Genomic DNA, 449 nt, shown 5'->3' with positions numbered 1-449 from the left:
CGGTTTCCGCTTCTGCGGCCGGATGCGCCGAACCTGACATGGTCGATGGATTTCGTTATGGACGCACTGGCCAACGGTCGCAGGATCAAGTGCCTGACCTGTGTGGATGATTTCACGAAGGAGTGTCTGACGATCACCGCTGCTTTCGGGATTTCAGGCGTTCAGGTCACGCGTATTCTGGACAGCATCGCGTTGTTTCGGGGCTATCCGGCGACAATAAGGACCGATCAGGGGCCGGAATTTACCTGCCGCGCGCTCGATCAATGGGCCTTTGAGCATGGTGTGGAACTACGGCTTATCCAGCCGGGCAAGCCGACTCAGAACGGATTTATTGAGAGTTTCAACGGACGATTCAGAGATGAATGCCTGAACGAGCACTGGTTCGGCGATATTACTTATGCCAGGAAAACGATTAATGACTGGCGGCAGGATTATAACGAGTGCCGTCC

General features: G+C 54.6%; 1 protein-coding gene. It reads left to right on the top strand.

What is annotated here, in order from left to right; translation table 11 throughout:
• Nucleotides 1-449, top strand: a 449-nt coding sequence (locus tag NNO04_RS22595) for a DDE-type integrase/transposase/recombinase (RefSeq protein ID WP_271446539.1), incomplete at both ends; no start/stop codon positions are given.

The organism is Citrobacter sp. Awk 4 (genome assembly GCF_028069725.1).
Lineage (GTDB): Bacteria > Pseudomonadota > Gammaproteobacteria > Enterobacterales > Enterobacteriaceae > Citrobacter_D.
This window is presented reverse-complemented; position numbering and strand designations above follow the sequence as displayed.